25 protein-coding genes and 2 pseudogenes are annotated in these 26,655 nt (G+C 56.4%); 20 read left to right on the top strand and 7 right to left on the bottom strand.

The genetic code is table 11. The features are described from left to right. Positions 1-88 precede the first annotated feature (88 nt). The 4 genes and pseudogenes from KGB24_RS06460 to KGB24_RS29365 all read left to right on the top strand — a co-directional run bounded on the left by KGB24_RS06460 (position 89) and on the right by KGB24_RS29365 (position 4,492). Positions 89-1,393 (top strand): CitMHS family transporter, encoded by a 1,305-nt coding sequence (locus KGB24_RS06460; protein ID WP_008041516.1) that lies wholly within the window; start codon positions 89-91, stop codon positions 1,391-1,393. A 91-nt stretch (positions 1,394-1,484) separates the two neighbouring features. Further along, positions 1,485-2,738, top strand: a complete 1,254-nt coding sequence (locus tag KGB24_RS06455; protein ID WP_223414329.1) for an OprD family porin — start codon at positions 1,485-1,487, stop codon at positions 2,736-2,738. 80 nt (positions 2,739-2,818) lie between these two features. Then, positions 2,819-3,634, top strand: a pseudogene (locus tag KGB24_RS29370) (cache domain-containing protein); the annotation flags it as partial. 36 nt (positions 3,635-3,670) lie between these two features. Beyond that, positions 3,671-4,492 (top strand): methyl-accepting chemotaxis protein, encoded by an 822-nt coding sequence (locus KGB24_RS29365; protein WP_411740553.1) that lies wholly within the window; start codon positions 3,671-3,673, stop codon positions 4,490-4,492. Positions 4,493-4,541: 49 nt separating this feature from the next. Here the strand turns inward: KGB24_RS29365 and KGB24_RS06445 are convergent, their stop codons facing one another. Together KGB24_RS06445 and KGB24_RS06440 are read right to left on the bottom strand one after the other, a co-directional pair. After that, positions 4,542-5,408, bottom strand: a complete 867-nt coding sequence (locus tag KGB24_RS06445; RefSeq protein WP_223414326.1) for a patatin-like phospholipase family protein — start codon at positions 5,406-5,408, stop codon at positions 4,542-4,544. Between the two features lie 72 nt (positions 5,409-5,480). Next, positions 5,481-5,759 carry a hypothetical protein gene (locus KGB24_RS06440; protein WP_223414376.1) on the bottom strand — a complete coding sequence of 93 codons (279 nt, stop codon included), beginning with the start codon at positions 5,757-5,759 and terminating at the stop codon, positions 5,481-5,483. Positions 5,760-5,854: 95 nt separating this feature from the next. Between KGB24_RS06440 and KGB24_RS06435 the strand changes: the two genes are divergently transcribed. From KGB24_RS06435 to KGB24_RS06395, 9 genes are all read left to right on the top strand, one after another. Then, positions 5,855-6,424: a hypothetical protein gene (locus KGB24_RS06435; protein ID WP_223414325.1), complete on the top strand. Its 570-nt coding sequence runs from the start codon at positions 5,855-5,857 to the stop codon at positions 6,422-6,424. 17 nt (positions 6,425-6,441) lie between these two features. Continuing rightward, positions 6,442-7,437, top strand: coding sequence for a DDHD family phospholipase (locus KGB24_RS06430; RefSeq protein WP_223414324.1), 996 nt, complete (start codon positions 6,442-6,444; stop codon positions 7,435-7,437). Continuing rightward, the gene (locus KGB24_RS06425) at positions 7,434-9,089 is read left to right on the top strand and encodes a serine protease (RefSeq protein WP_223414323.1); all 1,656 of its coding nucleotides are present in this window, start codon (positions 7,434-7,436) and stop codon (positions 9,087-9,089) included. Before KGB24_RS06430 ends, KGB24_RS06425 begins: the two co-directional genes overlap by 4 nt. 212 nt (positions 9,090-9,301) lie before the next feature. Next, positions 9,302-10,402 (top strand): toll/interleukin-1 receptor domain-containing protein, encoded by a 1,101-nt coding sequence (locus tag KGB24_RS06420; protein ID WP_223414322.1) that lies wholly within the window; start codon positions 9,302-9,304, stop codon positions 10,400-10,402. Next, the gene (locus KGB24_RS06415; RefSeq protein ID WP_223414321.1) at positions 10,399-12,696 is read left to right on the top strand and encodes an ATP-binding protein; all 2,298 of its coding nucleotides are present in this window, start codon (positions 10,399-10,401) and stop codon (positions 12,694-12,696) included. Before KGB24_RS06420 ends, KGB24_RS06415 begins: the two co-directional genes overlap by 4 nt. 224 nt (positions 12,697-12,920) lie before the next feature. After that, on the top strand, positions 12,921-14,606 hold the full coding sequence (locus KGB24_RS06410; protein WP_223414320.1) for a toll/interleukin-1 receptor domain-containing protein: 1,686 nt from the start codon (positions 12,921-12,923) through the stop codon (positions 14,604-14,606). Continuing rightward, positions 14,607-15,170 carry a hypothetical protein gene (locus KGB24_RS06405; RefSeq protein ID WP_223414319.1) on the top strand — a complete coding sequence of 188 codons (564 nt, stop codon included), beginning with the start codon at positions 14,607-14,609 and terminating at the stop codon, positions 15,168-15,170. 922 nt (positions 15,171-16,092) lie between these two features. Continuing rightward, the gene (locus KGB24_RS06400; protein ID WP_223414318.1) at positions 16,093-16,329 is read left to right on the top strand and encodes a hypothetical protein; all 237 of its coding nucleotides are present in this window, start codon (positions 16,093-16,095) and stop codon (positions 16,327-16,329) included. Next, positions 16,316-16,945 (top strand): hypothetical protein, encoded by a 630-nt coding sequence (locus KGB24_RS06395; protein WP_223414317.1) that lies wholly within the window; start codon positions 16,316-16,318, stop codon positions 16,943-16,945. The genes KGB24_RS06400 and KGB24_RS06395 overlap by 14 nt, the downstream gene beginning before the upstream one ends. A gap of 7 nt (positions 16,946-16,952) precedes the next feature. Here the strand turns inward: KGB24_RS06395 and KGB24_RS29360 are convergent. Both KGB24_RS29360 and KGB24_RS06390 read right to left on the bottom strand, forming a co-directional pair. Further along, a pseudogene (locus KGB24_RS29360) lies at positions 16,953-17,171 on the bottom strand (hypothetical protein); the annotation flags it as partial. Positions 17,172-17,189: 18 nt separating this feature from the next. Next, the gene (locus KGB24_RS06390) at positions 17,190-17,522 is read right to left on the bottom strand and encodes a hypothetical protein (RefSeq protein ID WP_223414315.1); all 333 of its coding nucleotides are present in this window, start codon (positions 17,520-17,522) and stop codon (positions 17,190-17,192) included. A gap of 536 nt (positions 17,523-18,058) precedes the next feature. On the opposite strand from KGB24_RS06390, the gene KGB24_RS06385 reads away from it, so the two are divergent. Then, positions 18,059-18,676 carry a dTMP kinase gene (locus KGB24_RS06385; protein WP_008026404.1) on the top strand — a complete coding sequence of 206 codons (618 nt, stop codon included), beginning with the start codon at positions 18,059-18,061 and terminating at the stop codon, positions 18,674-18,676. A 138-nt stretch (positions 18,677-18,814) separates the two neighbouring features. Here the strand turns inward: KGB24_RS06385 and KGB24_RS06380 are convergent, their stop codons facing one another. Beyond that, positions 18,815-19,315 (bottom strand): cupin domain-containing protein, encoded by a 501-nt coding sequence (locus KGB24_RS06380; RefSeq protein ID WP_223414314.1) that lies wholly within the window; start codon positions 19,313-19,315, stop codon positions 18,815-18,817. 68 nt (positions 19,316-19,383) lie between these two features. After that, on the bottom strand, positions 19,384-19,890 hold the full coding sequence (locus KGB24_RS06375) for a transporter suffix domain-containing protein (RefSeq protein WP_223414373.1): 507 nt from the start codon (positions 19,888-19,890) through the stop codon (positions 19,384-19,386). A gap of 104 nt (positions 19,891-19,994) precedes the next feature. Here KGB24_RS06375 and KGB24_RS06370 point away from each other — a divergent pair, with 104 nt between their 5' ends. Genes KGB24_RS06370 through KGB24_RS06360 form a run of 3 tightly spaced genes read left to right on the top strand, consistent with a single transcriptional unit; the run spans position 19,995 to position 23,663 of the window. Further along, positions 19,995-21,512: an efflux transporter outer membrane subunit gene (locus KGB24_RS06370; protein WP_223414313.1), complete on the top strand. Its 1,518-nt coding sequence runs from the start codon at positions 19,995-19,997 to the stop codon at positions 21,510-21,512. Next, complete coding sequence (locus KGB24_RS06365; protein ID WP_223414312.1) at positions 21,509-22,648, top strand: HlyD family secretion protein; 1,140 nt, start codon at positions 21,509-21,511, stop codon at positions 22,646-22,648. The genes KGB24_RS06370 and KGB24_RS06365 overlap by 4 nt, the downstream gene beginning before the upstream one ends. Further along, positions 22,638-23,663: a DUF2955 domain-containing protein gene (locus KGB24_RS06360; protein WP_223414311.1), complete on the top strand. Its 1,026-nt coding sequence runs from the start codon at positions 22,638-22,640 to the stop codon at positions 23,661-23,663. The genes KGB24_RS06365 and KGB24_RS06360 overlap by 11 nt, the downstream gene beginning before the upstream one ends. On the opposite strand, the gene KGB24_RS06355 is transcribed toward KGB24_RS06360, so the two are convergent. Beyond that, positions 23,648-24,100 (bottom strand): YMGG-like glycine zipper-containing protein, encoded by a 453-nt coding sequence (locus tag KGB24_RS06355; RefSeq protein WP_008026410.1) that lies wholly within the window; start codon positions 24,098-24,100, stop codon positions 23,648-23,650. The two genes, KGB24_RS06360 and KGB24_RS06355, sit on opposite strands and share 16 nt — an antisense overlap. A gap of 275 nt (positions 24,101-24,375) precedes the next feature. Here KGB24_RS06355 and KGB24_RS06350 point away from each other — a divergent pair, with 275 nt between their 5' ends. The 3 genes from KGB24_RS06350 to KGB24_RS06340 all read left to right on the top strand — a co-directional run bounded on the left by KGB24_RS06350 (position 24,376) and on the right by KGB24_RS06340 (position 26,646). Then, entirely contained in the window at positions 24,376-25,152 is a 777-nt protein-coding gene (locus tag KGB24_RS06350; protein ID WP_008026411.1) for an ABC transporter substrate-binding protein, read from the top strand. A gap of 92 nt (positions 25,153-25,244) precedes the next feature. Beyond that, a complete protein-coding gene (locus KGB24_RS06345; protein WP_223414310.1) occupies positions 25,245-25,934 on the top strand; it encodes an ABC transporter permease in 690 nt (229 codons plus the stop codon). A 13-nt stretch (positions 25,935-25,947) separates the two neighbouring features. Further along, on the top strand, positions 25,948-26,646 hold the full coding sequence (locus tag KGB24_RS06340) for an ABC transporter permease (protein ID WP_223414309.1): 699 nt from the start codon (positions 25,948-25,950) through the stop codon (positions 26,644-26,646). Positions 26,647-26,655 lie beyond the last annotated feature (9 nt).

Here is a 26,655-nt window from a genome sequence, read left to right as displayed (position 1 = left end):
AGGCACCGTTGATCGTGCCGTCTGGCGGGGACGGGGTCGCGCGCCTGTGCGTCGGCCACGCTACTCATAAGAACAAGAGAACTGACCTATGCTCGCATTGCTTGGATTGGCCATGGTGGTGGTCTTCACCGTCCTGATAATGACCAAACGGTTATCGCCGATTGTCGCGTTGACGGTGGTGCCGATTGTGTTTGCCGTCATTGGCGGTTTCGGTGGCACTACCGGCAAGATGATGCTCGACGGCTTGAAAATGGTCGCTCCTTCGGCCGCGCTCCTGCTGTTCGCGATCTTGTTTTTCGGCTTGATGATCGACGCCGGTCTGTTTGACCCGCTGATTCGCAAGATCCTCAAACGCGTCAACGGCGACCCGATGAAAATCGCTGTCGGCACAGCGTTGCTGTCGCTGCTGGTGGCCCTGGACGGTGATGGCACCACCACCTACATGATCACCTGTGCGGCAATGCTTCCCCTGTACAAACGCATCGGGATGAACCCGATGATTCTGGCGACCATTGCCATGCTTTCTCTGAGCATCATGAGTGGCATGACGCCTTGGGGAGGGCCGGCGACCCGAGCGATCGCGGCGCTGGGCCTGGATGCCGGTGAATACTTCGTGCCGTTGCTGCCGACCATGATTGGCGGCGCCATGTGGGTGGTGTTCACCGCGTTTCTGCTGGGCCGTGCCGAGCGCAAACGGATCGGCAATATCCAGTTGGAAAGCGGCGGGGGAGATTGCTACATCAAGGCGATTCTTGAAGACACGCCACACAAGCGACCGAAACTGGCCTACGTCAATCTGCTGTTGGTGATCGCGGTGATGGTCGCACTGGTGATGGGGATCATGCATTCCGCGATCCTGTTCCTGATCGGCTTCGTATTGGCGCTGATGATCAACTACCCGCAACTGGATATTCAGAAGGAACGCATCCTCGCCCATTCGGGCAACGCCATGACCGTCGTACTGTTGGTGTTTGCTGCCGGCATCTTTGCCGGGATTTTCTCCGGCACCAAGATGGTCGACTCCCTGGCGCAAACCCTGGTTGACTGGATTCCGCCGTCTTGGGGGCATCTGTTCCCGCTGGTGGTGGCGATTACCAGCATGCCGCTGACATTCGTCCTGTCCAACGATGCTTATTACTTCGGCGTGGTACCCATTCTGGCGAATGCCGCTGCGGCGTATGGCATTGACCCGGTGGAAATCGCCCGCGCGTCGATTCTCGGGCAGCCAGTACACCTGATGAGCCCGCTGGTCGCCTCAACCCTGTTGCTGGTGGGGATGGTCGATCGCGATATCGGCGACTTCCAGAAAGCCACCGTCAAATGGGCGGTGCTCACTTCACTGGTCATCACCGCGCTAGCCCTGCTGACAGGGGCGATCAGTCTCTTCACCTGATTCACCCAAGCCACCTGTTTTCTCCCAAGGCGCCTCGCCAGCGAGGCGCGCGCTGTTCTGCACCCCAAATAACAACAATGAGTAGTTTTCCATGACCACTTTGCATACCCAACGAGCGCTGTTTTCACTTCTTGGTTTGTTGCCGCTGGCCAGTGCCAGCGCAGAAGGATTTATCGATGGCAGCAAGCTCAAGCTGCAATTACGCAACGTCTATTTCAATGAAAACTTCCGCGACGAGCATGGCTTGAGTGCCAAGTCGGCAAGGACGGCGAAGAGCGAACGAACCGAATGGGCCCAGGGATTTCTGTTGGATTACCAGTCGGGATTTACCCCTGGCACCCTCGGGTTTGGTGTTGATGCCCTTGGCCTGGTCGGGGTCAAGCTCGACTCCGGCCGTGGCCGCAGCGGCACGGGCTTGCTGCCCGTCCATGATGACGGTCGCGCGGCAGACGAGTTTGCAAGCCTGGGGATGACCGCCAAGGCCCAACTGGCCAAGACCACAGTCAAGTACGGCACCTTGTTACCCAAGACTCCGGTGCTGATCTACAACGATGCGCGTCTGTTGCCGCAAACGTACCAAGGCACGCAGATCAGTAGCGTCGACATCGAAAACCTCACCCTCACCGGGGGCTACCTGGATCGATTCAAACTGCGCGATTCCACCGACAGCATGCCGATTGTGCCCGACGGTTATGGCGGAGATAAATCAGGGGACTTCAGCTATGCAGGGGCCGAATACAAGCTGGGGAAGAGCGTTCGTTTGAGTTACTTCTACGGTGAGCTGGAAAACTTTTACCGTCAGAATTTTGCAGGTATCCAGCACGATCTACCCTTGGGCGGCGGCGTGCTGACCAGTGACTTGCGCTACTTCAACAGTGTCGATACCGGCTCGGCCTACGGCGGCAAGATCGACAACAACATGCTGAGCGGGCAACTGTCCTACGCCATTTCCGGCCATACATTCGGCGGCGGCTACCAGACCCTCAGTGGTGACGCCGGATTGCCCTTTATCAGTGGCGCAACGGTTTATTCGTTCAGCAACGCCGGGATAGGCAAGTTCATCGAGGAAGATGAAAAAACCTGGATGCTTAATTACGGCTATAACTTTGCCGCCCTCGGCGTGCCGGGCCTGACTTTCTCTACTCGCTATCTGAGCGGCAACGACGGTAAGTCCAAAACCACGGTAAAAGAGTGGGAACGTGATGCCGAACTGGCTTATGTCGTGCAACAAGGCACCTTCAAAGGCTTGGGTGTGCGGTTGCGTAACTATGTTTATCGCTCTGATTATTCCCGTGGCCGAGACAGCAACCGGATCTACTTTACCTACGACATCGCGCTCTGGTGATTCCCTGATCGCGGCCTCGCGATATTCGCAGGCCGCCTTTTAAGCCTCGGCCTCACAGGATTGGGTGAAGGATTTCAACGATGTCGTTTAAAACCAAAATACTGTTGCTGACCTTGTTTCCGGTGATGTTGTTTGCCCTGGTGTCAGGTTTGAGCACCCGCAGCACTTTGCAGTCCCAGGCCGAGCAAGAAGTCGCTCAAACCCGCGAGCGACTGCTTGAGGAGAGCCGCACTCGGCTCAAGGATTACGCGAGCATTGCTCGCACTTCCATAGCCGAGCTTTATGATCGGGCTGCTGCCGGGGATCCGTCCAGCCGAGCCTTGGCGATCAGCCGCTTGTCGAAAATGAAGTATGGCGATGACGGCTATTTCATCGGTTATGACAGCCAGGTTGTACGCCTGTTTCGCGGTGACAGCAGCGAAGGCGTCGGCACTAACATGAGTGATCGCAAAGACGTCAACGGGAAATACTTGAACCGCGAAATGGTCGCTGCGGCAAAAAATGAGACTCACTTCGTCACCTATTCAGGTGGGCTGGTCAACACCGATAAGGTGGTGGCGAAGCTCGCGTACAGTTTTTATTTGCCCAAGTGGGACATGGTCGTGGTCACGGCGATCAATCTGGACAGTATCGACGTTCAGGTCGCCAAGGTGCGGGCTGATGTTGATGCGCGGGTGCACAGCTTGATGTTCAGCATCGCCATCATTGCTTGTGTGCTGGTTGGCATTATCGGTGTGTTGGCTTTACTGCTGGTCAAGCGCAGTTTGCGTCCCTTGACCCTGATCCGGGCCCACCTTGATGAAATCGCTGCGGGCGAGGGCGATCTGACGCGGCGTCTGCCGGTGGTCAGTCGAGATGAGCTTGGGCAACTTGCCGGTTCGTTCAATGCGTTTATCGATCAGATTCACAGCCTCGTCAGCCAGATCGTCGCCATGAGCGAGCAGTTGAATGGATCTGTGAGCCATGTGGCCGAGCAGAGCAGACATATTGACCGTGCCATGGATAAGCAGCGCCAGGAAACCGACCAGGTGGCCGCGGCGATAAATGAGATGTCATCGGCGGCACAAGAAGTATCGGCCAGCGCGCAAAACGCTGCCGACGCAGCCGTCGAAACTGACAGGCAGTCCCGGCACGCGAGGCAAATCGTCAATGGCAGCATGACTCGAATTCAGGCACTCACCGTGGAGCTTGATGAGAGTGGTCTCGCCATGAAGAGCCTTCAAAACGATGTGACTTCTATCGTCACCGTGCTGGATGTGATCCGCTCGATTGCCGAGCAGACCAACCTCCTGGCACTCAATGCGGCTATCGAAGCCGCTCGTGCCGGTGCTGCCGGGCGAGGGTTTGCGGTGGTTGCCGATGAAGTGCGCGCGTTGGCCAGTCGTACACAGCGCAGTACCCAGGAAATCCAGGCGATGGTTGAGCGTCTCAAGGGCACGACTGATGGCGTGGTCAGTGCGATGCATCAATCCACCAAAGCGGCTCAAGGCGCTAACGCTCAGGCTGATCAGGCGGGTGAGTTCCTGGGCAACACTGTCGAACTGATCGCGACCATCAACGCGATGAACGCACAAATCGCGAGCGCAGCGGAGGAACAGACCTCGGTGGCTGAAGAAATCAACCGCGGGGTACATCAGATCGCGCGGGCCATTGATTCCGTTGCCAACCAGACAAAGAGCGGGGTCAAGACCGTCGATGAGCTGTATATGATCGGTAATCGTCTGCAAAGCTTGCTGGGGCAATTCAAGATTTGATGCCGAGGGAGCAGGGCGGTTAGACAGGGCTACAGGTCATTCACATCACTCAATGTTCATGGGCATGTGAATGGAGGGTCAGGGCCCCCGGTACCTTGGTGCGCTCGAGCCCTCCACGTTCCAGCCACCGAAGAGTCTGCACATAGGCACGCTGCAGCAAAGACTCGGTCTGATCAAAGTTGAACACCGAGACATCCACAGGACACAACGGCGGGACAATGTGCAGGCTGGTGACAGCGCGGAAGTGTTCGATGTCGCTCACCAGTTGACGCATGCTCATCAGGTTGACGGTGTGCAGGGCCAAGGCGACCAGGCCCCGGGGCGGTTGTGTCAGGGCGCAACTCACGCCGGTGGGGATGACCACGACGCTGGTGGCTCCCAAGGCTACGGCCGTCGAAATAGGTGTATTGCTTGCCACGCCTCCATCAACCAGAAACTGATCGGCGATTTGCACGCAGGGGAACACCAGCGGGATGGCCGCGCTGGCCAGCAACGCCTGCTCAAGGTTGCCACTGGACAGAACCGTCTCGGCACCACTGAGCAGATCGGTGGTGACGATGTGCAGAGGCAGCGTAGCCTCCTCAATGCGATGAATGGGAAGTGCCTGCCCCAGCAATCGGTGTAACGCCGACGGCTGCAATAAAAAGCCACGCCGCTTGATCAGTCCTTTGCAGGTGTCGATCCAGGAGAGGGGAAAGATGTCTGTTTTACTCAGCCCACGCCAAAATCCGGCGAGCGCCTCGACGCCCTCGGAATCGGGCCTTGCGGCAAAGTAGGCACCGTTGATAGCACCTACCGAAGCGCCGACGACCATGTCGAATCGAACATCGGCCTCGACCAAGGCCCGCAACATTCCCACCTGCACAGCACCCAAACTGCCGCCGCCAGCGAATACGATTGCGGTTTTGGTGACCATGGTCGAAGTCTCTGTGCGGAGATGTATCGAATGAGTGTAGCTGACGGGGTGGCGTTACTTCGGGGGGGCGGTTCATGATCGAGACGGCGCGAGCCTCGAATTCCGGATGATGCAGGGCTGGTACTTTCCAGAAAGCGATGGTCTTGATTTGGAAGAATCGGCGAGTGGAATTGGATATTGATGGTCGTTGGTGTTGCCCATGGCCATGTACCCCGGTTTCACAAATAGGGTGCGTTCATAACTCAATTCGGTGAGACGCGTGTAAAGACCGCCGTAGTTTTCCTGGATGGGCAGACGGTTTTCTGAAAGTGTATGGCGACCTACCTGGGCTTCGGGAAAATGTGAGTTCATTGCGGTACTCCCTGGCAGTGGCAGGACTATCATCGTCGATCACCTGGTCGGGCGTAGTCGACTGGAAGCCAACCCATCGTTTGCAAGGTGACCTCATGAACGTACAAGCAGCTGTCGAAGGCGTCCGGTCACAAGGTCGGGCACGCGTGGTTACCTTTCTGGGATTTTCCGGCGCAGGGTACGAAGATACAGCTGAGGTCCGGAAGACAGTCCTGGCCGAACTTGAAAACTTCGATCCATCAGACACGATCATCTGCTCCGGTGCCACCACCGAGGGCATTGGCATGGTTTATCCCCTCGCAGTACGGAGGGGGTTTCGGACGGCGGGCATCGTCTCGTCCGTAGCACACGCCGAGGGGGCGATGTTTTCTCCGGAATGCGAGAGCGTATTCGTGGTGGACGATAACTCATGGGGCGGAAGACAGGCCGATGGACGCCTATCCTCTACATCGCAAGCTATAGTCAGCGCAAGCGATGTAATGATAGGCATCGGCGGAGGCACGATTACCAGGGATGAACTTGAGGCAGGACGCAAGGACGGCAAGACGGTTCGTTTTTATAGGGCAGACATGGACCGCGCGCGAGCGCAGATGAACGCCACCAGAGCGGGCAGACCGGTTCCCCAGGAGTTCGGCGGAGAGGCCCAGTCGTTGTTTCAGGATTGATGCAGGGAGGAATGGTCATGAAGAAATATGCTGTTGTCTTTGTGCATGGACTAGCGAAGAAGCCCTCACCAGCAAAACTTGAAGAAATCTGGCGCTGGGGCCTGGACCGTTCCGATCCGCCGCCGCCATTCGCTGGTAATAATCCGGGCATAGATCTGGTTGTCCAGGGTGTGCCGGCCCGTTTTACCTATTATGCGGACGTTTTCTACGGCGAAGACTATGAAACGGAGTTTGATTCCTTTTATGAGTCCGAAAGCGACGCTGTTGTTCAGGAACAAAACTTCGATGAGGTGGCCGGAGAACTTGTAACGCCGGAACCCGCCAACGCTGAGGAAGTGAAGTTCCTCGAAGAAGTCGAACGCAAGATGCAGCAAGCGCCTTCACCCGATGAGCCGCCGGGCCTGGAAGCATTGCCGGCGGCACATGAGCCTGCGCAATTCGAGATAGCGTCGTGGCTCCCAAGCCCCGTCAAGCAAGCCGTCATCAAAAAAGCTGCCATGGAAGCGTATTACTACCTGTTCGACAAGGATTACGTGCGGCCCGCTGACGGTTTCAGATTCAAAGTCCGCAAGGAGCTGCGCGACCGCCTGATCAAAGATCTGAAGGCTGCCAGGCAAGAAGCGGAAAAGGTCGTTCTGGTGACGCACAGTATGGGGACGATGATCGCCTACGACGCCATACGCAATTGCGAGGAATGTCCAACCGTGGATGTCCTGTTCACGCTCGGCTCACCGCTCGGAATTACCGAAGTGCAGGAACAACTGTCGGCGGGCGGCGGCAAGCACGTCGATTTCCCGCCGGCACTCAGACGCTGGATCAACATCTATGACCCACTCGATCCAATCTGTGGGGCAGACCCAAAGATGGACGATTACGCCCCTTTCGAAGGTCGCAGTGTCGAAGACGTTCGCGAAAGCAACTGGGGAAGCTGGCGTCACACCGTCACCCACTATTTTGCCGGCAGGCAGTTTCGCAAGTTGCTGGCGCAAGCACTCGGGCTGCAATATCCATGATCGCCCAGACCGGGTCCGAACTTGCCAATGCGCTCATGCGCGGCGAATACCCGGAGGCGTCTGTGCCGCTCCTTGCGAGTGCCGTGCACCTTATCGCGGATAAGCTTGTGCGCGTTGGCAATCAGTTGCCTCAACACGGAATTCGTCAAGCCATGGATGTTCTGCGCAAACACCGCCAGTTCGAGCATGTTCATGAAATTGGCATGGCCTGGCACGACACCCGGGGGTGTGATCCTGTCATCCAGCGGTTGCTCGCTCAGGCACTGGTAGAACTCGGCGCCCTGGAGCGGGCCGACGAACTTCTGAACGAAGCTGAAAACGCAAGCTCTACTGGCCCAAAAGACTTGGAATACAAGGCGCAGGAAAGCGATCTCCATGCCCTGCGTGGGCGCATTCGCAAGCAACGGTTTGTGTTGACAGATGACGTGAATGACCTCGCGGAATCGATCGTGTGCTATGAGAAGAAGTGGAGCGTCGCGCCGAGTTTCTTTCTCGGCGTAAACGTGTTGGCGCTGCGTACGCGGCTGCACGACAGGATTGCGCAGCAGGTTCCGGAACTGATTGACCTTGCGCGTGATGTCCTTGATCAGGCAACTGCGACTGCCCGTAGCAATCCAGGTGACCCATGGGCATTGGCGGCTGCATCCGAAGCGTGTCTGGCGCTGAATCGATTCCAGCCTGAGGAACGATGGTGTGACTGGGCGGAGCTGTGGCTCTACCGGTTTCTATACCATCCGAAGTGCGGTCCATTCGAGTTGGAAAGCTATTCCCGTCAATTACGCGAAATCTGGAAGGGGTCGCCGCTCGATGAATCGACGTGTGCGGGGCGTCTGGCCCGGATCTTCGAACGCCATGTGCTGCACACTCAGCGTCGCTGGTCCGTGGACGTTCATCAACTACGGCGCCTGCAGCAAAATCCTGAGGAACTGGAAAAAAATTTCTCCGGCGAAAAATCATTTACGGTCAGTGACATTCGCAAAATGGTCGAGCTCGCCCCGAACATCGGGTGCGTGACGAACAAGGAGGGCGTGCGTTTGGGAACCGGTTTTCTGATCCAGGGCTCGGTCTTCGGAGAGGAGGGCTTGTTGTTTGTGACCAATGCACATGTGATCAGTGACTCTGTACCGAGAGCCATCCTCTGTGCCGACGCGCGCGTCACGTTCGAGGTGGAGGCAGACAGCGGTTTGTCACCTTGTGTCGTGCAGGGAACCCTGTACAGCTCAGAGCCTGGCCAACTCGGGAGCGTGGCGGAGTCACCGGGCAAGCTGGATGTAACGATTTGTCGACTGAGTCGAACACCGGATGGCGCGCAAGGCCTTCGCGCAGCAGCAAACATCCCTTTGCCCTCACCCAAAACCAAAGCTTTTGTCGTGGGGCACCCCCGATCCGGAGAATTGCAGTTTTCACTGCAGGACAGCGTCCTTCTCGATGTCTGCAGCGAACAACGACTCATGCACTACCGTACACCCACGGACCCAGGCAGTTCCGGAAGCCCCGTGTTCAACAAATATTGGGAAGTCGTCGCTGTGCACCATGCCGGATCGCAGATCTGTCCGCGATTATCGGGATCAGGGTTCTATGAGGCGAACGAAGGTATCACGCTGCGTTCGATCAGCAATGGCTGGAAGGGTGATGTTCCTCAGGTATCGTAAGCCCCTTGAAGCGAGGCCAGTCTGCAAGTGCAGTTACCCGTTGGTAAACCAAGCTTTGTGCCTGCGTTCCGTGCATTTTTCTGGCACTTTGCTACTGTCATTGGACATGATTGGATCCGCTGATTATGCCCATGAGCCACGGTGCACCGGGGGTCTTTGAGCAATGTCGGAAAGTAGATCTTCACTCTGCTAGCACTCAAGGATGCATCGTTATGTCCTATGTAGGTGATCCCTTTATCCATGACTTGTTTATAAGCTACAGCCATGGGTATGACGAAGGGCTAGGCATCGGCCATCTGCAACCTTGGTCGGCGGCTTTCGCGAAAGAATTGGAGCGGGAACTGCGAGCCGAGCCCAAGATCCGAAACCATCTCGCTATCTTCCGCGATGGTGATTATCGCCTCGGCCATGGCGTTGACCCCATGGCCCCTCTGACCCAGCAGTTGTGTGAGCAGATAGGGCGTACAGCACTCCTTGTGATTCTGATGTCACCGGATTACCTTAAATCAGCCTGGTGCGCCGACGAGCGTGATTGGTGGTATCGCCACCAGTCTGGTCTGGATTTGACTTGTGATGAGCGGATAGCTGTCGTTCGTATCTGGCCGACTGAAGACGACCCTTGGCCCAGGTTACTCACCGATAATCGTGACCATCCTCTGGTCGGGTTTCACTTTCACGCTCCCGTTTTCGGCAATGAACGACCTTTGGGCTGGGTTGACATGCCTGCATTCGGTAGCGATTTCAAAAAAGAGATTCTTAATATCGTCGCAAGGATTTATCCGAAACTTGACGCGCTCAAACAACGGGCGGATGAACGCGCCCGGCTCAAAATGGAAATTGGCAAACTCTCCGAGGAAATGGGGCAGACTATCTACCTGCATGGTCGAGCGGAACATTTTGCTATTTGGCAAAAAATGGCACTCGCTCTGACGGATGCCGGTTTCAGTGTAACCCCCGGGAAACTCGATCTTCGACGTGACCCGCGCGACCTTCAGGATATTCGTGAACAACGCGTGGAGTTGATGTCAGCCAGTGACGCCGTGCTAATCATTGGCACCCAGGACAATCATGCGCTCGACGCCGACCTGGTTGTCGTCGGCAAGCATGATCGTCAGTCGGCGCGTGCGCGCTGCAACCGACTGTTGCCTTGTGGGCTGCTCGATACCGTCGGCACAGATATCGCGACCCCTGTACGGAAAGCGACAGCGCGAATTTTGCAAACGGACTGGCTTGACGCTACTCAGGAGCCTTGGACGGACAATATCAAGCACTGGCTGGACGAGAAAAGCGACATCCTGAGGCAGCGGTCATGAGCATTATCGCGGGCGAAACCGGCGCCTCGTTCATCGTCACGCTGCCAACGCAGCCATATCCTGGACTGCGACCATTTGAAAAGGCGGAATGGCCGATTTTTTTTGGTCGAGAGCGCATGACCGATGCAATCGTCTCGCTACTGCTCACGAAACAGCTGTTGGTCATCCACGGTGATTCAGGCTGTGGAAAGAGCTCACTGATCCGCGCCGGCGTGTTGCCGCGGCTGGAGCACGAAAGTGCGCTTGGCGGCGTACGTTGGAGAACATGCGTAGCTGTCCCACAGGAAGCCCCTCTATGGAATCTGGCCGAGGCGCTGGCAGAGCTTTCCGAGGAAGACCAGCGGGAACAACACATCATTGATTACCGGCGAGTACTTAATTACGGCCGAAGTGGACCGGCAGAACTGGCCAGACTTCTGAACACTGGTCCGAACAACCGCGTTTGCATTCTCATTGACCAATTCGAAGAACTTTTCGAGTACGTCCATCGACATGGGCCGGAAGAGGCCCAGTTACTCACTGAGTTCCTGGTATCGCTGCTCGAAAGTCAGCCTGAGGGGCTCTATGCAATCCTGACCATGCGCTCGGAGTTTCTCGGCGCCTGCGCTCGCTTCGAAGGGTTCGCCGAAACGGTGAACACCGCCCAATATTTACTTCCACGAATGGGTCATGAAGACCTGATGCGTGCAATCTGTGAGCCCGCCCAGATGTTCAATGGCGAAATCACTAAAGCGTTGGCTGATCGCCTGGTCGCTGATTCAAAAGGTAGCCAGGATCAACTGCCACTCATACAACATGCATTGATGGTGCTCTGCCGTGAACGGGATGAAATACGCACAGCACTGGACGACAAACAACCCTCGGATCGGGCGACCTGGAAACTGGACATTGAGAGTTACCAGGAAAAGGGCGGTATCGACACTTTGCTGTCGTCTCATGCCGACAGCGTACAGGCAGAAGCCGAGCGTGAGTTTTTGCAGCCAGGTAGCCGCGTGATCGAAGACGTTTTCCGTGCGGTGACGACGATGAACGCCGAGGGAAAGGCTATTCGTCGCCCATGCACCCTAGAGACACTCATCAAGGTGACCGGCGTCGACGAGGCACGTCTTCGTGGTGTCATCGATCATTTTCGCGCTGAAGGGACTTCCTTTCTCCGGCCTTATGGAACCCATCCAATTGCGCTGAACGATTTGATAGATGTGAGCCATGAGGCCTTGATCCGTTGTTGGAGCAAGATCGCAGCCCCTATTGAAGGTTGGGTGAATCGTGAATTCAGGACAGGTCAGGTATGGCACTCATTGTTGGTACAGGCAGACAGCTATGAAAAAGATAATCGTAATGTGTTAAGCAGCATTGCGATTGGAGGACGTGAACGCTGGATGCAACGCCGAAATTCTGCTTGGGCCGAGCGCTATGGAGGGGGCTGGGGCAGGGTGCAGGAGCTGATTGCGGCAAGCATGGTGGCGCGTGATCGAGAAGCCGCCCAAGAGGCAGCGGAACGTGATCGGCAGGAAGAATTGCAGCGAAAGGAATATCAGTTAGCTGCCCAGCGCGCCCGATTTCGAATTTTAATCGCATTTGCCCTGGCTTTCGCGGCAGTGAGTATTCTGGCGCTCAAGCAATGGCATAACGCAGAGCAAACCAGAAAAATTGCTGAAGCAGAGTCAGAAAGCGCCAAGAAGTCACTTAAAGAGGCGAAAACTCAATTTTCGCTGGCCAACGCTGCTCGAGACCGCACCGAGGTGTTGACGCAGAGCAACCAACAATCTGCACAAACACTGCGTGAGGTACAAGACTCACTCGAAAAGCTCCAGCGTGAGGTGAAGAACAGCAATTCCACGTCCGGCCTGGCGGAAACATTGGATAAAGCCAACGCCCAGCTTGGGAATGAAGTCAGCATCCTCGACAAATCCGGTTCGATAGCAGAGCCTCCCCAGATCTTCACCAAGACCTTGAGTCCGCGTGTCTACATCCAGATCAGTGATGAGCAGCAACGCAGCACAGCTCAGGCGCTGGGCCTGGAAATTTCTTCACTTCAGTTAGCCAATCTGCCTGTCATGGTGCCTGGTATTGAGCTTGTCGAGGCAGTACCGCGTGTAACGCAGCTTCGTTGCTTCCAGGAAGCAGACTGCGAGGTGGGTAAATTGCTGGTCAGGGACATTAATGAGCTGTTTGTTCGACCTGCGGTGGACCTTGTGAATCTGAGTGAAGATTACGGCGCCAGCGAGAACATCCGCCGAGGTCATTACGAGTTGTGGTTGGCACCAGGAGAGATCGCGCTCAAAGAGCCTTGAGGCTGTAGACGACATTCTCGCTGTACCGGCCGCCCGCTTGCACTGGAAGGGCCAATACCTGAAATCTGATACCGTTAACGCCTTGCCGTTTTCTTGTTTTTTCTGAGCTAGAGTAAACGTTGAGCGCCAAGACCAAGAGGTCTGCGTGGCTGACAGCGCGATAAATGGCTAGTAATGATTTGGGCTATTTCAAAAATCACCATGGGTGTCATGGAGCGTGACCTATGACCAGCGAGGAGGGTGACAGTGGCACCGTCTTCACCTTTGACATTTTCATATCCTATCGCCGCTCCGATGGCACCCAGGCTGCACGACGCCTACGACAAAAGCTTCAGCGCTATGACATTCACAGCCGACTCAAGCATCTACGGCGGGAAAAACTCAAAGTATTCCTCGACACGGTTTACGAGCGAGGCGCTGACGACTTCTACGAGCGCAATATCCGGCCAGCGCTCTTGTCCTCAAGGCGCTTGATTGTGTTAGCAACCCCGGATGCCATTTCCCGACCTGGCGCTGATGACTGGATCCAACGTGAAATCCAGGACTTCCGTGCCCATCGTGGTGCCGAGAACATCCTGGTCGTGCGTGCAGCGGGCGAGCTTTTCGAGACGCTGCCGGGTGATCTTGATGTCACCGCGCCCAATATCCAGATCATCGACCTTAGGCGCTTGGGTTTCTTTTCGATGATGTCGCCCCTGCATGCCTCGCGCCTGGCGGATGAATGGATAAAACTGGTCGCGCCCCTGTTCGATGTGCCATCCGCCGACATGCCTAGGCTCAGGCGCGAGCAGGAGTTGGCTCAACAACGCGTATTGGCGATTGTGCTGGGGGGAAGCGCCGGTGCGATTGCGTTCGCCGTGGCGCTGTCCTGGTATGCCTTGAGCCAGCAGCGGGCCTCACAGCAGACCCTCGACAACAGCCTGTTCGCCGCCAGCCGGATCATAGAAGGGGCAAGCGCGCTGAACGTTGGCCCGGCGCATGAGGGGCAGAGGCGGTCCATGCTGATGATGGCATGCGACCTGTTCGACAACATGGCGGATGAGGCCGCACGGGAGAAGTTCGAGCTCGAAAGCCTCAACTGCGACGTTGACCGCATCACCTCCTTGATAGAGCTGCCAGACCTCGAGCGTGCGCAGACGTACCTGAAGGCAACACAGGCACGGGTGCGAGCACGGTACGCAGAGAAAACCAACGCCAACTGGGCAGAAGCCGCCTCATCGCTGCTCAACCTGCAACTCAAGATCAACCTATTGTCCGCACAAGACGATACCGCGCAACTGCGCGTTGTACGCGACAACGCGCGCAAGCAGGGCGAGCTTTTCAAGGCGCACCTCACGCTAGCGCTGGCCGATGGTTATTCCAGCCGTGTCGGTTGGCTGACCGACGCGTTGGAAAAGACAGGCAACTTCAGGGATTCGGCGCAGGTGATCGAGGCCGCCGCCGTTTTATTTGAAGCGATGGCCAAAAAACAACCGGACATGAAAAGCGAAACCGATGAGGGGGCGCAACGCCGGCAGCAGCTCGGTTTTGAACGGGCGGTGTCGTTTCAACGTCGGTTGGGGTGGCTGCGAACCGAGAAACTCGGAGACAACGCCGGTTCGCTTGCCGTGACGACGTCAGCCCTGGCCTTGGTGAATGAAGCGCTCGGGCTGACGACGAAGGGTGACGAGCACTATATCGCCTTGCGCATGGAGGAAATACTGGCCCACGAAGTACGCGCAACCGCGCTGTTCACGGTTGGTCGCCAGCCAGAAGGCATGGAGGCAGACAGGCGTGGATTGGCCATTTCTGACGAACTGCTTGCCCTCGACGTGAGCGATGCGCAGCGGGAGGAGTTAAAGCAGGAAAAAGGCTTCCTCGCTCAGCGCATTGCAAACACCGAATCGGCGATTGCGCTGAAGGCCAACTAGATGCGCAACCTGTTGACGGCAATTGCCACCGCTGCGCTGGTTTTCGTCGCACTGACCGCCGCTGGCCTCGCGGTTGCGAACTTTCTGATGCCCGCACCGGCGAACCTATACCGCATGTCGGTGTACGACATAACGCTGCCTATGGGATGGGTGTGCGGGATGGAAAGCTCCGAATTGGTCTGCACACCACCCGGGCCAGAGCCGTATCACGCCATATTGATTGCGACGATGAAGTATCGAAACCCGCAAATGGACACGTTCGTCGCCTATGAAGCCCATTTGAAAACACCCACTATACACCCCAACGAAGTCACTTCAGTCGTCGAGCAGGTCAAGCGCTCGGTGATCAACGGCCGCACCTGGATCGAAGGAACTCACCTCAACAGCGAGGTGATTGGCTATCGCACACACTACCTGGCTACGCTCACTGCGCAAGTGGCTATCCTGATTACCTTCTCGTCCTACGCAAAGGAACTGGAGACCTACCAGCCAGTACTGGAAGGGGTGGTACGGAGCATCAATATCTATCAGAGAAGCAACGAGGCTGACGTATCGCCGAATTGACCGCATTACCGCGCGGCGTGCTCAGCGGTGAGGCCAGCCGATATGCCATAGGATGTGTAATGCGCAATCCGATGAAGATCGCGCCATCGAACGACGTACCGCCTCAAACATGTGTTGAGTACTGCCAGGGCCGTCGCCGGATTCGACACTCCATACACAAAGGAAGACCAAGTCATTGGAAAAGCGCCGGGATTGTTCAAGCACCCATGAGTTGGTGCGTTCGTAGGGATCTTCTCCCTCGTATAACAGGCCTAAATGCTTCGTTGCGATATATATGTCTTACTGCTGCGCAACCGCGTGAAACCTGTTTATCCAGTCGTTGCCTGCGAAGGCAATTGATCGCAAAAAAAACTCCTCCGGCGGGAATGGCAGGTAGAGTCGAAGAGGAACGCCACGGGCCAGTAAAGCTTGCGCGAAAATCAGCACGCTGCCGCAAGCACTGCTGCCAAACGCTACGTCCCTCGAAGTAGGGCGTAACGCCCCTAGTTTTCGGGCAAGCGAATGGATTACTGCACTTTCAAGCGTAGACGGGAAACGCGGCACTATTCAGTCAGGCGCATCGATCATGTGACTGATGCACAAAATGCTTCGGGTGGTCTTCGATTTTGAAGGCGTAAAGTTGCGCACTTGTAACGCTCCCGCTCGCTAGAGGTTTACTGCAGCATATTAGTCTAGATCAGCAACTTCGGTAGGGATGGATATCCGCCGAAAGGTCACACCAAGGTTTCTGCAGCGTGCTATTGCTGCTGTAGTTGTAGTTGTAGTTGTAGTTGTAGTTGTAGTTGTAGTTGGACGGCCATGGTCTATTCTCACGTTTGCGTTCTCGTGATTTGCATGCGAGCTTTTTTCAAGCTATTGGAACGACACTTCAGCAATCCGAAAAATGAAACAGGGTCTCTATATATAAAAATCGGAGGTATTTATGCAGTGGTTTTTTTGGATTTTAGGTTTGGTTATTTACTTTGTTTTCCGCGACCCAAGTGGGAATGTTAACTGGCTTTACATGGGCGGCTTAGTGCTGGTAATTGCCGTTTTTAGCGCTATCGGTAAAAGTTTTCAAGAGGAGAACGAGCGTAAGAAACAGGAGGTAAGAGATCGAGAGGCCAACGAGGTTGCCAAGGAGCTTCTCAAGGATATAAACAAGAATGATAAAAGTTGAGGGTTGTCGTATGGCTCCTATGTATCTTTACCTGCGTCCATTCGAAAGCGATGGGCAGATATGGGTTGACAACCCTAGAAAAAAATCAATCTGGAACTATTTGTTAATTACCTACCAAGTGGCTACGCCCTCAGCTGTCAATCTTGAAGAGGCCCTTTTGCAGAGTGTTGAAAAGTATGGGTTACTAGTATCCATAGGCGAACAGACAAAAATAATCGGTGCTGGACGAGTGATAGCATCGGACAATGACTGGCGCGCTAATTTTGTCGCACTTGCACATAGGGCTGCCTACATTTTTTCAGTCCCGTCGCTGCATACCAGTACGATCTGGGAGTTGGAGTGGTTGGCGAAGAGTGCCATGCACGCAAAGGTGGCAATGTTTTTCACTCCAATGCATCAAGAATCTTTTCCAGCGGGTCCTGCAGGTGTAGATCCCAAGTCGAAATTTGGAATAGGAGACCTTCGAAATAAATTAATAGCACTCGGATGGTCGATTCCCAGTTCGGTCAAAAAAGGAAGTATCGTCAATTTTTATAATGATGGGACTGTGAAGACACACATTGAGAATTCGAGTTTCAAAAGGAAGTATATTGATTTAATACTGAAATCTGTCTAGCGGGCATTTACAGATAGGTTTTGGCGCGATGACGATGACGATCATGACAATCTCTTCGGCCGCGGTGGGTACCTCCTACTGAAAGGCTGTTGTAGTCGGTGTTTTGTGTTGTGCTTAGGTTCTAATGGCGCAAATCCGCTTGTAGGTCTTTCATATCACGAAGCGGTGCGTCAAACGTGGCAGCGGTATGGCGAAGCCAGTGTAGGGATGCTGACCGAAGCTGGTCATTGCCGCGTGTGACCCTTTACGGCCTTTGCGTTAGCGAGAAGAAGAGACCGTCCAGGTTCAGCTTGTGGGCGCTGATCACGCCATCCGAACTCATCAGCAGCCGATTGCCTGCCAGGAATCGCTCGGGCTGCCCGTCCCAAGCAGGCCGCGGTCGTCCGATGCGGCCCCGTCGAGGCGTCGCAAGCTCGTGCAATGCAGCGCCGGGCCGTCGAAGCGCCCAGGTGCTAGGATTGCTGGTGGTCAGCCATATGCCGTCGGGAGAGAAGTCATAGTTGATAGGATCGCAGCTGAAGTTGCCCGAGAAGCAGCCGACATGGGGGATGCTGAGTTTGACATCGAACATAGGCATGCTGAGAACCCTGATTGATATCCGTGGTGTAGAGCTTCAGAAGCTCACCGCGACGGATACCGGTCTCCAGCAGCAATTCAATCATTAGCCAATTGCGCAACTGCAGTCTACGGAAAAGGTATCGTTGCAGCTGTGCCGATTCGGGCGACTAGGTTGTCAGCTTGACGGCCGCTTTGGAGCCAGATGACGTAACCATCCAGCAAAACCAGAATCGCCTCAAAGTTGCTGGCCAAGATGGTCTCGTCGATATACATGGCCCGTTGAGAGAGTGGACGCCAGAAGCGGGCTTGTCGAATCAGTGCCTTACGAGCCTCATGAACATTTCTGATACGGCATCTTATTTGACTTATGGGCGATGACCGATGTTCATAAACGGCTGTACCCCTGGATTTTTGGGCCCGTTAGCCAGAAAACGGGTTAGAGTGTTCATCTAATGTCTGTTCATAAGGACCCTCCACTCGATTTGCGTAGTCGCGCCAAGCGGTTCCAGCGAACGACCCGGGCCAAAAAACCGTATACCAATCGTTATGTGAAGAATGAATCGTTCGCTATTTGTTTCTCTAGATGGGCCCAAGGGAACCGGCAAAACCACACTGTTGGAGGCCGTTACGAAAGTACTGAGGGCAGACAACAAGAAGGTGATCCGACTTTGCGAGAAAAAAAGCGATCCCTTCAGGGGTGAAACAATGACCCTCGTTAACAAACTCGTCAGAAATTCCAGCAGGGATTTGGAGTTGGCGGTTTGTGAGCGCTTTGCTGATAGCCGTACCTGGATTTCCCGGCACGTGCTGGCTAAACAGCCACCAGACAGCATCATCTTGATCGATCGCTGGTACCCGTCAGATGCCGCGTTTCGCCGGACAGTCCCGTTTGCAGAAATTCTACAGTTGAACATTGATCGAAACGTGCGAGTGCCAGACCTGCATGTCGGGGTTGTCACCGCGCCTGATATTTCATGGGCGAGAGCAGCGGCACGACGGCGTGGACTGAGCAGTACTGTGATCCATAAGCTGGAAGAACATGTCGCTTGTACCAATGCGTTCGAGCGAGCGATTGCAGATCACGGCTGGGTTTTATGCCGTAATGAAGGAACGATCGAAGACGCAACGATGCAGGTAGTTTCTGAGATCTATAGAGTCCTTCGATGCCCGTAGGCGAAGTTCGCTGAGAGGCCGTCGGAAGAAGTTCCACTCAGACACATCATTTAACATAATATACATTACACGTAACAATGTGTTTCGAGATCAGCCCGGTTGCACGCAGATTTTGAAGCGCTGATTCCCCCTTGATCCTCAATCTCTCGTCAGTTGCTCAATCAATCCTCCATGCTCTGGAAATTCTTCGCTGAGCTTTTTCCTGTCGCCCATTTCCATGTCCGCAAAATGAAACTCTGGTGTTACCGCTTCACTGATCAAACCGAATCCCGTCGATCCCTTCATCAACCGCGAAGCTTTCCAGATGCCACCTGGTACATGCAGCTGCAAACATTCTCCGGCCAAAACGTCGCTGCCCATCACGACAGTTTTTAATGTGCCGTCCGGGAAAATCAGGCTGTACTCAATGGCGTCGCCCAGGTGGTAGTAATGCATGATGTCGGATCGGTTCAGGTGAAACTGGCCGACGGGCGAATCTGTGGTCAACAGGTAATAGATCGAGCTCATCGTGTAACGTGGACCACCAATCGTCTCGACCAAAGGCTGTTGATCAGCCTGATAGGTTCTTCGGTAGTAGCCACCTTCGACATGCGGTTCAAGGTTAAGCGCGATCACGAGTGCTTCACTGTTTAGCTGCAATGGCTGCTCCGAATGCCGTGATGGCAAATAGCTATACTAAATAGCCCTTTAGTTAAGTTAATCAATAATCACACTGCACCGGTGTTCACCACTCGCGCGGTTCGAATGAACAATGCACGCACTTTTTCCCAGAAATTTCCCCCCAGTACAAAAAAGCTGCCGATCAACATCAAGTCGCCCAACGCCTGGAGCTGCCAGATGTTTGGCCTGAGTCCAGGCCAGATGCTGTCTACGTAGGGCTCCAGAAATGCCGAAATCAGCGGCAGACAAAACATCACGACACCAATCCGATGACGCCACGGCCCAACTTCGGTGTCGGTTGCCGGTGCCAGTTTAGACACGTAGCCAAATACAGTGCTTTTAAGCTGCTGAAACCCCGCCTTGCCCATGACAGCAATGACGATAATCAACAGCACTTTGTTACTGATAAACAGGACGCCGGTCAGCGCGGCGATCTTGGAACCCGGCATGTCGGTTGCCGCCATGATCGGCACCAACAGCCAGGAGCCGAGCATCAGACAAATGATCGCGATGCCCAGTTTGAATCGCCATCCAGCGGTATGGGGTGCATTCATGGCTGTCGTACCTGTTAAAAGGGTCAGATGTTTGGACAGCTTAGCAGTCAGTTGATCATTTGGACGTCTATGCTCCTGTGAACTTCCTTGGCTGGAAAACATGCATGCATCTGACGCGATCGGGACAACTGTTGCTGCTGGGTGTGCTCGGCTTGAGTGGCTGCGTACGTCTGGGGCCGGATTTTCAGTCGCCGAAGCCCACGTGGATCGAGCACTGGAGCTCCCCTGCCCTTGAGCAATCCAGTCAACGCAGCCTGAACCCGGATTTGCGTCAGTGGTGGCAAGTCTTCGGCGATCCCGTCCTCGATCGCCTGATTGCCGAAGCGGATACGAACAATTCAGATCTGAAAATCGCCGGTCTGCGGGTCATGGAGGCTCGTGCGCAATTGGGGATTGCCCAAAGCGGACGCTATCCGCAACTGCAGCAAGCCAGCGCCGACAGTCTGTACTTCAACCGCCGACAATCCGGCGGGAACAATCCTCAGGACAGTCATTTCTGGCAGCACAGTGCCGGGTTCGACATTGGCTGGGAGCTGGACTTCTGGGGGCGTTTCAGCCGAGCGATCGAGTCGGCCGATGCCAGTTACTTCGCCGCCCAGGCCAACTATGAAGACGTGCTCGTGCTGCTGCGCGCGCAGCTGGCGGATACGTACTTTTCGTTGCGCACCACCGAGGCACGCTTGCGGGTTGCAAGGGAAAACGCCAAACAGCAAAAGCGTAACTTCGAGATCACCGAAAAGCTGTTCAACAGCGGCCAACAAGCCGAACTCGACTTGCAGCAAGCCAGGACACAATACCTGGGCACCCTGAGCACCATCCCCAGCTTCGAGGATCAGTTGCTGCGCACGCGCAATGCGTTGGCGGTGTTGATTGGCCAGCCTCCCGGTGCGCTACCGCAACTCATCGACAATGAAGGACTGATCCCGCTGGTCGACCGCGCCGTGCTGCAGGACGTCCCGGCCAATCTGCTGCTGCGACGCCCCGATGTGCGCGCCGCAGAACTGAATGTCGCGGCCCAGTCGGCCTTGATCGGTGTCGCCGAAAGCGATTTCTACCCGTCGCTGACCTTATTGGGCAGCATCGTCTGGTCGGCCGACACGCTCAATGGCACCTCGAGAAGTCTGGACTTGATCGGTGGCCCCAGCCTGCGCTGGAACCTGTTCGACCATGGCCAGATCAGCAACAACGTGCGCGTGCAGGATGCGCGGTTGCAGCAGTTGATCGAGGCTTACCGCGACAAGGTTCGCCAGGCGGCTCGCGAGGCAGATGACGCCGCCAATGGGCTGATCAAATCCCTGGAGCGTGAAAGCATCCTGCGTGAGGCTGAAGTCGCCGCCAAACGTTCGTTGGTGCTGGCGAGCGCCCAGTATCGCGAAGGCTATTCCGACTTTCAGCGGGTGCTGGACGCGCAACGCGCATTGCTGGAGCAACAGGACAATTACCTGGTCAGCCGCAGCAATGCCGTGAGCAATGTGATCGCGCTGTATAAGGCGCTGGGCGGCGGTTGGTACAGCGCCCAGCCGATCGTTGATCCGGCCACCCGCCAGGACATGAAAAAACGCACGGACTGGGGCGATTTACTGGATGAGCCCACAGCCGCCCAAAAAGGTAATGGACCATGAGTGATGTCGCGCAACCCTCCCCTGAGGCGCCCTCCTCCAAGGCGCCGGAACCGCCTGCCGACCCGGCGAAAAAAGGGCTCAAGTGGGTGCTGCTGTTGATCCTCCTGAGCCTGGCCTGGTATCTGTTGGCCGACCGATACACGCCTTATACGCAACAGGCTCGGGTCGGTGCCTTTGTCATTCCGGTGGCCGCGGAAGTGGCCGGTCGGGTCATTCGCGTCAACGTGCGCAACAATCAGGACGTGAAGGCGGGAGACGTGCTGTTCGAGGTCGATCCTCAGCCTTATCAGATTGCTGTCGACCGTGCGCGCGCAGACCTTGAGTCGACACGTCGCCAGATTGGCGCCAGTACCGCCGGCATTGCCTCGGCCCAGGCCAATTTGCGCGCCGCGCAAGCCAACGAACTCAAGGCTCGCCAGGACAATCAGCGCCTTGAAGGTTTGTACCGCGATGACCCCGGGACCATTTCCGTGCGCCTGCTCGAAGTGTCTCGGGCCAACCGCGAACAAGCGGTCAGCCAGGTCGCCGCTGCCCGTGCCGAAGTCCAGCGCGCGCGTGAGCAGGAAGGTGGCAGCGAGGAAGAGAACGCCTTGCTGCGTAGCGCCGCCACCGCGTTGTCGAAAGCCGAACTGGATCTGGCCAATACGCAGATTCGTGCGCGTTCGGCCGGTTTGATCACCGACCTGCGCACTGACGCCGGGCAGTTCGCTGCCGTTGGTACTCCGGTGATGACACTGATCGCGATCCACGATGTCTGGATCAGCGCGGACATGACCGAAAACAACCTCGGCCGGGTCAGGGTCGATACGCCGGTGGCAATCGTTCTGGATGCGCTGCCGGGCGAGGTGTTCGACGGGCGCGTGCGCAGTGTCGGTTACGGCGTCAGTGTCGGTCAGACGCCGCCACCCGGTACGTTGCCCACTGTGCAAAACAGCCGCGACTGGCTGCGCCCGGCGCAACGCTTTCCAGTGATCATCGAGTTTTCCGAAGCGTCGATGGCCAAACTGCAAGACAGTCGCGCCATTCGTACCGGCGGTCAGGCTGAAGTCATGGCGTTCCCCACCGAGGGCAATCCGTTGAATCCACTCGGCCGCTTGTTTGTGGGCCTGATGAGCTGGCTGTCGTATGCCTACTGAGCGCACGCCCCGGGAGCAGCGCGCATTGCGCCTGGCCACCGGCACCGCGATGTGCCTGGCGGCCAGTTTCGGTTTGGGATTGCCGATTCCGTTCATTGCGCCGGTGCTGGCATTGTTGCTGCTCGCCAGCGTCAATCGTGCGCTGCCGTTTAAGGCTGGACTGGCGCTCGCGCTGATCGCAATGTTGACCACCGGCGTCGGCCTGTTGCTGATTCCGATCCTGCGTTATTACCCGGTCAGCGGCGTGCTGTTGATCGGCGTGTGCCTGTTTCTGGTGTTTCGTTTTGGACTGCGCGGCGGCAACAATTTGATCGTCACTTTCCTGGTGATCGGCCTGACCATGATTTCCTCGGCCGGTGTCGCCGAGTTCGATCTCGCGGCGACGGTCATCGGGGCGCTGGTCAAAGGATTGCTGCTGGCCGTGATGGTGGTCGGGCTGAGTCATTGGCTGTTTCCTGAGCCTGCCAACGCACCGTCGCCGCCAGGAGCGCCGCCGATGCCGGCCGAAGAAGTCAGTCGCGTGGCGCTGCGTGCAACCCTGATTGTGCTGCCGGCGTTTTTACTGGCATTGATCGATCCGGCAAGCTATCTGCCGATCATCCTGAAGGCGGTCGGCCTGGGTCAGCAGAGTTCCACCACAGCCCGCAACGCCGGTCGCGAACTGGTCGGTTCGACCCTGCTCGCCGGTGTGCTGGCGGTGCTGTTCTGGAGTGCACTCAGCCTGTTTGTGCACCTCTGGATGTTTTTTCTGTGGATGCTGCTGTTCGGTCTGATCATTGCGCGCAAGCTCTACGCGCTGAGCCCGACAAGTTTAACTCCGGGGTTCTGGCTCAACAGCCTGATCACGATGATCATTCTGCTGGGCCAGTCGGTGCAGGACAGCATCGCAGGCAAGGACGTCTACACCGCGTTCGCCGTGCGCATGGGACTGTTCATTCTGGTGACGCTGTATGCCTACCTGATGGTGTATCTGCTGGATCAGCGACCGCCAAAACACGCTCAGGGATTGACCTGATACCCCTTACCTTGCAGGCAACTGGTATAGGCCGTCGAGCTGGTCGATGCGGCGGTTTTCTGCTGCGCCCGGCGCTCCTGGCGTTGACGCGAGCCACCGACCACCGCACCCGCCGCAGCCGTCTCTTTGGCGCGATTCTGCCGATAATCCTGCTTTACATCGTCATCGACGCGGTCATAAAACTCGTCGTGCTGGCGCCCGCGAACCTGCGCTCCAGCCGCTCCTGCAGCGGCACCGACCGCCGCGCCTTTCAGGCGGCCACCGGATGTTGGCTGCGTCGATGAACTCTGACTGGCGGCCACGTTGTGGCACTCATTGATGTCCAGCTGTGTCTGTTGCGAGTTCTGCCCTTTCATCGGCACAACCGTTTCTGCCCGACTCTGAGTAGCGACAACCGACAGCGCGAGACACAGGCCAATGCAAGACAACCTGTTCATGAAAACCTCCTGGCATTTTTCTCAGCCATCAAGAGTGTAGATCACCCCCGCTCCCCCTCCTCCGACGGGTGACTGACGGCCCTCACTACACACCGGCTTCGGGTCATGCACGCCGAGAATTTGTGCGCCCTGTGCTGATATGTTTATTTTCACACTGTTGCAATATGAAATAAAACGCGTCAATTATAGCTGCACACATTTCAGGGACTGCGACATCGCCAGATCGGACGGCTTCTACCCGAACCACCCAAACGCCCCTTCAAGGAGTCAACAAAATGAACAAAAGAGCACTTCTAGGCGCCATGGCACTGTGCGCAACAAGCTTCCTGGCGCATGCCGACGAAGACAGCCTGCGTATCGGTATCGAAGCCGCTTACCCTCCCTTCTCCTTCAAGACACCGGAGGGCAACGTCAGCGGTTTCGACTACGACATCGGCAATGCCCTGTGCGAAGAAATGAAGATCAAATGCGAGTGGGTCATCCAGGAGTTCGACGGCATGATCCCGTCACTCAAAGTGCGCAAGATCGACGCCGTGCTGTCGTCGATGTCGATTACCGAAGACCGGATGAAGTCGGTCGACTTCAGCAAAAAGTACTACCACACGCCGGGCAAGTTCGCGATGAAGGCCGGCAACGTGATCAACGACCCGCTGATTGATCTCAAAGGCAAGAAAGTCGGCGTGCAACGCGCCTCGACTTACGACCGTTTCGCCACCGAACAACTGGCGGAACGCGGGATCGAGGTGGTGCGCTATTCCTCGCAGAATGAGGCGTTCCTCGACCTGGCGTCGGGCCGTCTGGACGCGACGCTGGCCGACATCGTCAACACCAACGAAAGCTTTATCAAAACCGCGGCGGGCAAGGATTTCGCCCTGGTAGGGCCGGACATCAACGACCCGAAATACTTCGGTCGGGGCGCCGGGATCGCGGTGCGTAAAGGTGACAGTGCCAACGTTGCCCGCCTGAGTGCCGCCATTGACGCCATCCGCGAAAATGGCAAGTACCAGCAAGTGATGAGCAAGTACTTCGCGTTCGATATCTACGGCGAATAAGCCTTCACCCGCCACTCTGGCGCCGGCCCCCGGGCAGGCGTCGCTTTGGGCTTGTTTGCGCGCCTCACCGCGCTCGCTTGAGGAACTTCATCATGCTTCACGGCTACGGATCGAGCATTCTCGATGGCGCCTGGCTGACCGTTAACCTGGCCCTGACTTCCATGGCCATGGCGATAGCATTGGGTCTGCTGGGAGCGGCCTTTCGTTTGTCGCCACAGAAATGGCTGGCGATGCTGGGCGAAAGTTATACCACCCTGATTCGGGGCATTCCCGACCTGGTGTTGATCCTGCTGATTTTCTACGGCGGCCAGGATCTGGTGAACCGCGTCGCTCTTGCGCTCGGTTACACCCGCTATATCGATATCAATCCCTTTATCGCCGGTGTCTGCACCATGGGTTTCATTTTTGGTGCCTACCTGTCGGAAACCTTTCGCGGCGCCTTTATGGCGATCCCAAAAGGCCAGGCCGAGGCTGGTGCCGCTTATGGCATGAGGGGCGCGCAGGTGTTCTGGCGAATTCTGGTGCCGCAGATGATTCGTTTCGCCCTTCCCGGCTTCACCAACAACTGGCTGGTGCTGACCAAATCCACCGCGCTGATATCGGTCATCGGCTTGCAGGACATGATGTTCAAAGCCAAGAACGCTGCGGACGCCACCCACCAGCCGTTTACCTTTTTCCTCGCGGTGGCGGCGCTCTATCTGATGCTGACCAGCCTGTCATTGCTGGTGCTGCGCTATCTGGAAAAACACTACTCGGTCGGCATCAAAGCCGCCGAACTGTGATGGGGAGCAACCAATGATGCTCGACTACAACCTGATCTGGGAAAACCTGCCGCTGTATTTCAACGGCATCCTGGTGACGCTGAAAGTGCTGCTGATTTCCCTGGCCTTCGGCCTGGTCCTGGCCGTTCCGCTGGCGCTGATGCGGGTGTCTCGATCGCCGCTGATCAACTTTCCGGCCTGGCTTTACACCTACGTGATCCGCGGCACGCCCATGCTGGTGCAGTTGTTCCTGATCTATTACGGCCTGGCGCAGTTCGAATCGGTACGCCAAAGCGCGCTCTGGCCCTACCTGTCCAGTGCCACCTTTTGCGCGTGCCTGGCCTTCGCGATCAACACCAGTGCCTACAGCGCGGAGTTGCTGGCCGGCAGTTTAAAGGCCACGGCTCACGGCGAGATCGAAGCGGCCAAAGCCATGGGCATGTCACGCGTGACGTTGTACCGCCGCATTCTGCTGCCGTCGGCCTTGCGCCGGGCGCTGCCGCAGTACAGCAACGAAGTGCTGATGATGCTGCAAACCACCAGCCTGGCGTCGATCGTCACGCTGGTGGATATCACCGGGGCCGCGCGAACAGTCAGTTCGCGGTTCTACCTGCCGTTCGAGGCGTTCATCACTGCCGGCCTTATCTACCTGGCCCTGACCTTCATCCTGGTTCGTCTGTTCAAGTTGGCCGAGTGCCGCTGGCTGGCATACCTGGCACCGCGCAAGCATTAAGGAGCTGTT

It is taken from the genome of Pseudomonas sp. BF-RE-25, from assembly GCF_019956105.1.
Classification (GTDB): domain Bacteria; phylum Pseudomonadota; class Gammaproteobacteria; order Pseudomonadales; family Pseudomonadaceae; genus Aquipseudomonas; species Aquipseudomonas migulae.
This window is presented reverse-complemented; position numbering and strand designations above follow the sequence as displayed.

What these genes read in the sequence shown, in the direction of transcription:
- KGB24_RS06460 (WP_008041516.1), top strand. Translation starts at nt 89, where the DNA reads ATGCTCGCATTGCTTGGATTGGCCATGGTGGTGGTCTTCACCGTCCTG.
- KGB24_RS06455 (WP_223414329.1), top strand. Translation starts at nt 1,485, where the DNA reads ATGACCACTTTGCATACCCAACGAGCGCTGTTTTCACTTCTTGGTTTG.
- KGB24_RS29365 (WP_411740553.1), top strand. Translation starts at nt 3,671, where the DNA reads ATGAGCGAGCAGTTGAATGGATCTGTGAGCCATGTGGCCGAGCAGAGC.
- KGB24_RS06445 (WP_223414326.1), bottom strand. Translation starts at nt 5,408, where the DNA reads ATGGTCACCAAAACCGCAATCGTATTCGCTGGCGGCGGCAGTTTGGGT.
- KGB24_RS06440 (WP_223414376.1), bottom strand. Translation starts at nt 5,759, where the DNA reads ATGAACTCACATTTTCCCGAAGCCCAGGTAGGTCGCCATACACTTTCA.
- KGB24_RS06435 (WP_223414325.1), top strand. Translation starts at nt 5,855, where the DNA reads ATGAACGTACAAGCAGCTGTCGAAGGCGTCCGGTCACAAGGTCGGGCA.
- KGB24_RS06430 (WP_223414324.1), top strand. Translation starts at nt 6,442, where the DNA reads ATGAAGAAATATGCTGTTGTCTTTGTGCATGGACTAGCGAAGAAGCCC.
- KGB24_RS06425 (WP_223414323.1), top strand. Translation starts at nt 7,434, where the DNA reads ATGATCGCCCAGACCGGGTCCGAACTTGCCAATGCGCTCATGCGCGGC.
- KGB24_RS06420 (WP_223414322.1), top strand. Translation starts at nt 9,302, where the DNA reads ATGTCCTATGTAGGTGATCCCTTTATCCATGACTTGTTTATAAGCTAC.
- KGB24_RS06415 (WP_223414321.1), top strand. Translation starts at nt 10,399, where the DNA reads ATGAGCATTATCGCGGGCGAAACCGGCGCCTCGTTCATCGTCACGCTG.
- KGB24_RS06410 (WP_223414320.1), top strand. Translation starts at nt 12,921, where the DNA reads ATGACCAGCGAGGAGGGTGACAGTGGCACCGTCTTCACCTTTGACATT.
- KGB24_RS06405 (WP_223414319.1), top strand. Translation starts at nt 14,607, where the DNA reads ATGCGCAACCTGTTGACGGCAATTGCCACCGCTGCGCTGGTTTTCGTC.
- KGB24_RS06400 (WP_223414318.1), top strand. Translation starts at nt 16,093, where the DNA reads ATGCAGTGGTTTTTTTGGATTTTAGGTTTGGTTATTTACTTTGTTTTC.
- KGB24_RS06395 (WP_223414317.1), top strand. Translation starts at nt 16,316, where the DNA reads ATGATAAAAGTTGAGGGTTGTCGTATGGCTCCTATGTATCTTTACCTG.
- KGB24_RS06390 (WP_223414315.1), bottom strand. Translation starts at nt 17,522, where the DNA reads ATGCCTATGTTCGATGTCAAACTCAGCATCCCCCATGTCGGCTGCTTC.
- KGB24_RS06385 (WP_008026404.1), top strand. Translation starts at nt 18,059, where the DNA reads ATGAATCGTTCGCTATTTGTTTCTCTAGATGGGCCCAAGGGAACCGGC.
- KGB24_RS06375 (WP_223414373.1), bottom strand. Translation starts at nt 19,890, where the DNA reads ATGAATGCACCCCATACCGCTGGATGGCGATTCAAACTGGGCATCGCG.
- KGB24_RS06370 (WP_223414313.1), top strand. Translation starts at nt 19,995, where the DNA reads ATGCATCTGACGCGATCGGGACAACTGTTGCTGCTGGGTGTGCTCGGC.
- KGB24_RS06365 (WP_223414312.1), top strand. Translation starts at nt 21,509, where the DNA reads ATGAGTGATGTCGCGCAACCCTCCCCTGAGGCGCCCTCCTCCAAGGCG.
- KGB24_RS06360 (WP_223414311.1), top strand. Translation starts at nt 22,638, where the DNA reads ATGCCTACTGAGCGCACGCCCCGGGAGCAGCGCGCATTGCGCCTGGCC.
- KGB24_RS06355 (WP_008026410.1), bottom strand. Translation starts at nt 24,100, where the DNA reads ATGAACAGGTTGTCTTGCATTGGCCTGTGTCTCGCGCTGTCGGTTGTC.
- KGB24_RS06350 (WP_008026411.1), top strand. Translation starts at nt 24,376, where the DNA reads ATGAACAAAAGAGCACTTCTAGGCGCCATGGCACTGTGCGCAACAAGC.
- KGB24_RS06345 (WP_223414310.1), top strand. Translation starts at nt 25,245, where the DNA reads ATGCTTCACGGCTACGGATCGAGCATTCTCGATGGCGCCTGGCTGACC.
- KGB24_RS06340 (WP_223414309.1), top strand. Translation starts at nt 25,948, where the DNA reads ATGATGCTCGACTACAACCTGATCTGGGAAAACCTGCCGCTGTATTTC.